Genomic DNA, 7,233 nt, shown 5'->3' on the forward strand with positions numbered 1-7,233 from the left:
GGTCCCGGGGTCAGCCCGCGGGCGGCGCGTCGCCGAGCGCCCGCGCGAGCGCGACCGGCAGGTCCAGGGACTCGCCGTCCTTGCCGCCGGCGCCCAGCACCAGCGGCGGATCCTGCGGCTCCGGGCGGACGCCGCGCAGCCGGGCGCCGAGCGAGGGCGGCACGGTCAGCACGTAGAAGCCGCCGTCCGTCCCGACCGCCACCGTCTGATCGCGGCGCAGGTACCAGCCCTGCAGCGGCGTGCGGAACCGGCCGCGTCCGCCGTAGCCCTGCGCGTGCAGCGGCACCGGTGCCACGCCCCGCGCGTCCGCGTCGGCGACGAACTGCGCGAGCAGCTCGCGCGCCCGGGCCGACTCGGCCTGCCGCCGCGCCCGCAGCGCGGCCTCGTGCGCGTCCGCGGCCTCCCGGCGGCGGGACCGCCAGTCGGCCGCGGCGTCCCGCTGCGGCCGACCGGCGTCGTCCTCGCTCACTTGTCCGAGGGCGTGGCCGCGACCTCGTCCCCGGAGCCGGACGCGGTCTGGCCGGTGTCGCCGGTCGCCCCGGTGGCGGCGTCGGTGCGCGACGCGTCGTCAGCACCGGCGGGCGCGTCGGCCCCAGCCGGCTGCGTCGCGGTCGAGCCCCCGGCCTTCGCGGCGGCGGGTGCCGGCTGGGCCGGCGCGTCGGGCTCCGGCTCGGCCGGGGTCTCCGGTGCGGGCACGGCGGGCGTCGCGGCCGACACCGGGGCCGGTCGGCCCTTGCCCCGGGCGGGGCGGGCGGCCGGGCGGGCGGACTGCTTGGCGTCGTACTGCGCCTGCGCGGCGTCGGCCTTCTCGAGGGTTGTGCGGTTCGGCGCCGGGTCGTGGCCGAGCAGGTTCCGCAGCTCGTCCAGGTAGGACGTGATCGACTCCCGCTGCCGGTTCAGGTCCTCGACCTGGCGCTGCGAGGTGGTGCGCTCGCGCTCGGACTCCGCCATCGCCTCGGACAGCGTCTTCTCGGCGTGCTCGCGCGCCTCGGCGACCACGCGGTCCGCGTTCGCCCGGGCGTTGGAGAGCAGCTCCTTGCTGTGCGCCTGCGAGTCCACGCGGATCTTCTCCGCCTGCTCGAGCGCCTTGGCGACCCGCTGCTCGGCGTCCGCCGCGTGCGCCTCGGCGTCCGAGACGAGCTTCTCGGTCTCCGCCCGGGCGGTGGCGTGCCGCTCGGCGTCGGCCCGCTCGGCGGCCTCGCGCTGCGCGGCGATCGACAGCTCGGCGTCGGCCAGCGCTTGCCGGGCCTGGGCGACCAGCTCGTCCGCCTCGGCGCGCGCCTGGGCACGCACCTCGTCGGCCGTGCGGGAGGCGTCGGTCAGCTGGCGCTCGACGTCCAGGCGGGTGGCCTCGCGCAGCTCGGCGGCCTCGCGCTCCGTCCGCTCGCGCAGCTCGGCCGCGTCCCGCTCGGTCGTCTCGCGCAGCTCGGTCGTCTCGCGCTCGGCCAGCGCGCGCAGGTGGCTCACCTCGTGCGCCGTGCGCTCGCGCAGCTCGGTGGTCTCCCGCTCCGCGGTGGCCCGCAGCTCGGCGACGTACTGCTCCGCCTCGCCCCGCTGGCCGGCGAGCGCCTGCTCGGCCTCCTGGCGCGCGGCGGCGATCTCGTCCGCGGCGGCGGCACGGAGCTCGCCGGTCTCCCGGTCGGCGCTCGCCCGCACGAAGCCCGAGTACTGCTCGGCCTCGGCGCGCAGCGCCGTCGTCTCGGCGACCGCACGCTGCTGCAGCTCGGCCGCGGCGCGCTCGGCGGCGGACCGCACCGCGTCCGCGTGCGCCTGCGCCTCGGCGCGCAGCGAGGTGATCTCCTCGCCCGACGCCTGCCGCGCCTCGGCGATCTCGGTCGCGGCGAGCGACCGCTGCATCGCGGCCCAGCGCTCGGCCTCGGTCCGCAGCTCGGCGAGCTCGGACGTCACCCGCTGCCGCAGCGCCGTCGTGTCCGCGTCCGCGCTCTGGCGCAGGTCCTGGTCGTAGCGCTCGGCGTCCGCGCGCATCGCCGTGGTCTCGTTCTCGGTGCGCGTCCGCAGCTCCTCGGCGACCCGCTCCGTGCTGACGCGCAGCTCGGTCATCTCGCGCTCGACGGTGGCCCGCAGCGTGCCGAGCTCGCGCTCCAGGCTCGCCCGGCGCTCGCTCTCCTCCGTCTGGATCGCCGTCTGGATGCGCGCGGCCTCGCGCTCCGCGGACCCCACCAGCTCCTCCGCGCGGCGCTGCGCCCCGGTCAGCGCGCTCTCCGCCTCGGTGTGCGCGGTGGACCGCTCCTCCGTCGCCTCGCGACGCGCGGTCGCGAGCATCTCGGCGACCTCGTTCTCCGCCCGCGCACGCAGCTGCCCCGCGGCGAGCCGTGCCCGGGCCAGGGCGTCGGACGCCTGGGCGTTCGCCTGCTGCACGACGTCCGAGGACTGCTCCTCGGCGGACCGCAGCAGCATCTCGATCCGCGACCCGAGGCCGGAGTAGGTCGGCCGCTCGGCCTCGCGCAGCTGGCGGTGCGCCTCGGACAGCTCGCCCGAGATCTGCAGCACGCGCTCGTCCATCGACGCCACCTGGCTGCGCGCGTCCTGCAGGGAGCGCTCCAGCTCCTCCATGCGCGAGTCGACGGGTCCGCGGTCGTAGCCACGGAAGTTGACCACCGGGAAGGGCGTACGGTCGTCTGCCACGAAGTTCCTCCTGCGGGCGCGCTCGAGCGCTTGTGGGGACGGCCTCCTGGCGGGAGGCTCAGGGCGTCGGTCGGCCCGCGTCCGCCGTCCAGCGTATCGGGACCCGAGCGGCCTCGGACACCGCTCGCCAGGCCGGACGTCTGCCCGATTTGCCCTGACCCCGAGGTGGCTCGCCTATCCTGGACCGTCACGTTCGAGAGGAAACTGCGTGCTCCAGCGACTGATCGCCGCCCTCCTGGGGGTGCTCGGCATCGCGGCCATCGGCCTCGGCGTCGCCTCGGCCACGGTGTGGCGGGCCGACGACCCCCTGGTGGCCACGGCCGACCCCGGGGGCGACACCCGGACCCTCGTGACCGACCCCGGCGTGCTCGAGCTCGCCGGTGACCCGGTCACGGTGACCGTCCGGGCGGAGGGCTCGCCCGTCGTGCTCGCCGTCGGCCGCGACACCGACGTCACCGCGTGGGTCGGCAGCGACCCGTACGCCCGGGTGACCGGCCTGTCCGACTGGCACACGCTCGCGACGACCGCCGGCGAGCCCCCCGCGACCGCCACCGCCACCGCCGAGGCGGAGGCGGAGCCCGCTCCGTCGCCCTCGGCGAGCGGCGCGAGCGAGGAGGCCGCGGTCGAGGCCGCCGACCCGACCGGCTCCGACATGTGGGTGCTCGAGGTCGGCGGCGACGGCTCCGCGACCCTCGACTGGCCGGCGCAGGACGGCCGCTGGTCGCTGATCGCGGTCAGCCTGGGCGACACCGCGCCGACGCTCGACCTGTCCTGGCCGCAGACCGTCACCACCCCCTGGCTGTGGCCCGCCGTCGCGTTCGGCGTGCTGCTGCTCGCGGTGGCCGCGATCCTGCTCGTCCGCATCCTGCGGGCGCCCGACGGGCCCGACGCCGGCTGGCACCCCGTGACCACCGGGGCGATCGCGACCGTCACCGCCCCGCCGGGCTCGCTCGCCGCGGGAGGCGCCGAGCCGTCCGCGAGCGGTGCGATCCCCCTCGGCACCGTCGGCGTCAGCGCACCCACGCGCCGGCAGATCCGGGAGGCGGAGGCCGCCGCGGCAGCGGCCGCGGCCGCCGAGCGCCGTCGCGGGCGCCGGACCCCGACCGGGTCGATCCCGGCCGTGACCGGGGCGACGCCCGTCGTCACCGGCGCGACGCCCGCCGTGACGGGAGCGACGCAGGCCGCGGCCGCGTCGACCGCCGCCGGCACCGGCCCCACGTCGGCGGCGCGCGCCGCCGACCGGCCGGCGGGGGAGCGCGCTGCCACGTCGGCCGCACCTTCGGCACCGGCCACCCCTGCCACGCAGGGCACGCCGAAGGCGGGCACGCAGGCACCGGCGACCGCACCGACGTCCTCGGTCGCGCCGCCGACGCCGGGTGCGCCTTCCGGTGAGCAGGGGGCGCCCGAGAACGACGTCCCGGAGGAGCCGCGCCGCGGCCTGGCCGCGCGCCTTCCGTGGCGCAAGGGCCGTGCCGGGCAGGACGCCGCACCCGCCGCGTCGTCCGGCCCCGCCGAGCCCGCCACCTCCCCCTCGACCCCGGGCAGCTCGTCCGCGACGACGTCGTGGTCCCCGACGCCGGCGGCATCGGCCGCCCCGCAGGCACCGGCTCCTGCCCGTCCGGGCACCACCGCGACGCCTCGTGGCACCGCCCCGGTGCCCCCGGTGCCCCCGGCAGCCGGTGCGCCGAGCGCGTCGGCGGCGGGTGCGGCCGCACCCGTGCCCGGCGCACGCCCGGTCGCGGACGACGACGCGGCGTCCCGTGCGCAGCGCGCCGACGCCTGGCGCCGGATGTGGGGCTTCCCGGCGGAGGGAGGCGGACCCGACGCCGCGCAGGGCGACGCAGCGCGCGAGGACGACGCACGGACGACGGAGGAGGACCGATGAGCGCACGCACCACCGCCGGCAGCCGGCTCCGCCGCGCGTGGCTGGCCCGGGCGGCCGTCACCACCGTCGCCCTGATCGGCCTGGCCGCGTGCGCCAACCCGGTGCCGGAGCCGACGCCCGACGCCGCGCCCGCGGTGCCGCCGCCGGCGCTGACCGTCGCGCAGTCGACGAGCGTCCTGGACCAGGTCGGGGAGGTGCTGGCCGCGGGTGACGCCGCCAACGACCCCGCGGGCCTCCCCGCACGCCTGAGCGGGCCGGCGCTCGACATCCGCACCGCCGAGTACGTGCGCGCCACGGCCACCAACGGCGAGCGTCCGGTCGTGCAGATCCCGATGACCGCGCAGACGACGATCGTCCCGGACACCGACACGTGGCCGCGGACGCAGATGGTGGTCACCGAGCAGCCCGCCGACCTGCAGGCACCGCTGCTGCTGGTCCTGCAGCAGACGGGGCCGCGCGAGCCCTACCGGCTGTGGAGCTGGGCGCGGCTCGGCCCGTCCGTGCAGATGCCGGCGACCGCGGAGCCCGAGATCGGCAGCGAGCCGGTCGCCGCGGACGACGCGTCGCTGCTCATGACCCCCACCGAGGCGCTGGCGCAGTACGCCGACGTGCTGACCAACGGCGACGCGTCCGCCGCGGCGGCCACGTTCCCGCCCGACTTCTTCCGCACCGCGCTCACCGAGGCCCGCAACCAGACGGTCGCGAGCCTGCAGGCGGTCGCGACCGTGGGGGAGACCGTCTCCCCGGTCGACGGCGCGGTCACCGCGCTGCGGACCGCGGACGGCGGCGCGATCGTCGTCGGCCGGCTCAGCACGGTGACCACCGTGACCCTCAGCCAGGGCAGCATCACCCTGAACGACCCGTTCGACGCCGCGCTCGCCGGCAAGACCAGCGTGACGAGCAACCTGGTGCGGACCTGGACGGACGTGGTAGCGCTGTACGTGCCGCCGGCGGGTGGCGCGGAGCAGGTCACCGTCCTGGCGGCCGAGCACGCGCGCACCGCCGTCACCGGCGAGTGAATCGTCACCTCGACGCGAGAGCAGGAGCACACCCAGCATGAGCCAGAACCCGGCCCACCAGCCGCGCCTCGACGTGCGGGGGGCGGTCGACCTCTCCGCGCTCGGCCGTCCGGCCACCCCGGCGCCCGGGACCCCCGGCGGGCTGCCCGCACCGGGCCCCTACACGGTCGACGTCGACACCGAGGGCTTCGCGGCACTGGTGCAGTCGTCGACGCAGCACCCGGTCGTGGTGCTGCTGTGGGCGTCGTGGAGCGAGGCGAGCATCAACCTCGCCCGTGACCTGGGTGCGCTCGCCGACCAGTACGCCGGCCGGCTCCTCCTGGCCCGGATCGACTCCGAGGCCAACCCCCAGGTGGCCGCGGCCTTCCAGGCCCAGTCGGTGCCGTCGGTCGTGGCGGTGCTCGCCGGTCAGCCGCTGCCGCTGTTCCAGGGCGCCCCGCCGCTCGACCAGGTGCGGGGCGTGCTCGAGCAGGTGCTCGACGCCGCCGCGACGAACGGCATCACGGGGACCGTGGAGCCGCGCACCGAGAGCGAGGCCGCTCCCGTCGAGCCGGAGGAGCCGCCGCTGCCGCCGCTGCACCAGGCGGCCTACGACGCGATCGAGGCCGACGACCTCCCCGCGGCGGCCACGGCCTACGAGCAGGCACTCCGGGAGAACCCCCGGGACGACATGGCACGTGCCGGGCTGGCGCAGGTCGGCCTGCTCACCCGCACCCGCGACGCGGACCTCGCGGCGGTGCGCAAGGCCGCGGCGGACGACCCGCGGGACGTCGACGCCCAGCTCGCGGTCGCGGACGTCGACGTGCTCGGCGGTCAGGTCGAGGACGCCTTCGCCCGGCTCGTCGACACCGTCCGGACCGCGGCCGGCCCGGACCGGGAGCGGGTGCGGGTGCGGCTGGTCGAGCTGTTCGAGGTGGTGGGCACCGAGGACCCGCGGGTCGTCGCGGCACGCCGCGCGCTGGCCAGCGCGCTGTACTGAGCACCGGGCGCACCCGCACCTGCGCGACTGCCGTCCTCGGGCCCGTCCGACCGTCGTGGTCGGGCGGGCCCGACGCCGTCCGCGGCCCGCTCGACCGCAGCGTCGACCCGAGCTGGTCGCCGCCGCGATCTGCACGCTGCGTGGCCCGCTGACCTGGGCGGATCCTCCTGGCGGAGGGGGTGACCGCCGTCACCCCTGACGGAGTTGACGCTCGGCGAGGGCGCTGCGTAATGTTCCTCTTCGTCGCCCGGCAGGGAGGAACGGACACCGAGGATCACCTCGGCGGCCAGACCCCCGGGTGACCACCCCTCGGTTCGGCCTCAACGGGACACATGCGCCCGTCGATCGCCGGCGCCGCGGGCGGTGCGGAAGTCGAGAAGGTCCACACGGACTTGACACGGCGGATCGGACCAGATAAGTTTGAACGGTTGCCTCCGGCCAGGAGCCCGCAAGGGTGAGTGGGGGATGCGCGTCTGTTCTTTGAGAACTCAACAGTGTGCCTAAGTAGTTGACGCCATATCGGTGCATCGGCTCGGGTGGTCGCCTCGTTCGGGGTGGCTTTCAGAGTTGGTGTGCTTTTTTTGGTGTCGTGGGTCTGGCCCTGCTCCGTCTGGGTCGGCCCGCACAGCCATGTTGAACTGGCTGCCCCTTCGTCAGCGTGGGGGTGGTCGTTTCGTGTGTCGGTGGACTGCTGCCTTCGGGTG

The 7,233-nt window shown here is 77.0% G+C and carries 5 protein-coding genes; 3 read left to right on the forward strand and 2 right to left on the reverse strand.

Translation table 11 applies throughout. The annotated features are described in order from the left end of the window. Nucleotides 1–10: 10 nt before the first annotated feature. Nucleotides 11–469: a hypothetical protein gene (locus AC1050_RS13575; RefSeq protein WP_482387915.1), complete on the reverse strand. Its 459-nt coding sequence runs from the start codon at nt 467–469 to the stop codon at nt 11–13. Then, nucleotides 466–2,646: a coiled-coil domain-containing protein gene (locus AC1050_RS13580; RefSeq protein WP_482387916.1), complete on the reverse strand. Its 2,181-nt coding sequence runs from the start codon at nt 2,644–2,646 to the stop codon at nt 466–468. Before AC1050_RS13580 ends, AC1050_RS13575 begins: the two co-directional genes overlap by 4 nt. A 208-nt stretch (nt 2,647–2,854) precedes the next feature. Between AC1050_RS13580 and AC1050_RS13585 the strand changes: the two genes are divergently transcribed. The 3 genes from AC1050_RS13585 to AC1050_RS13595 are packed head-to-tail and all read left to right on the forward strand — an operon-like array spanning nt 2,855 to nt 6,529. After that, on the forward strand, nt 2,855–4,531 hold the full coding sequence (locus AC1050_RS13585) for a hypothetical protein (RefSeq protein WP_482387917.1): 1,677 nt from the start codon (nt 2,855–2,857) through the stop codon (nt 4,529–4,531). Then, nucleotides 4,528–5,550 carry a DUF8094 domain-containing protein gene (locus AC1050_RS13590; protein ID WP_482387918.1) on the forward strand — a complete coding sequence of 341 codons (1,023 nt, stop codon included), beginning with the start codon at nt 4,528–4,530 and terminating at the stop codon, nt 5,548–5,550. Before AC1050_RS13585 ends, AC1050_RS13590 begins: the two co-directional genes overlap by 4 nt. A 37-nt stretch (nt 5,551–5,587) precedes the next feature. Next, nucleotides 5,588–6,529 carry a co-chaperone YbbN gene (locus AC1050_RS13595; RefSeq protein WP_482387919.1) on the forward strand — a complete coding sequence of 314 codons (942 nt, stop codon included), beginning with the start codon at nt 5,588–5,590 and terminating at the stop codon, nt 6,527–6,529. Nucleotides 6,530–7,233 lie beyond the last annotated feature (704 nt).

This window comes from Cellulomonas sp. NEAU-ZC6, assembly GCF_056844425.1.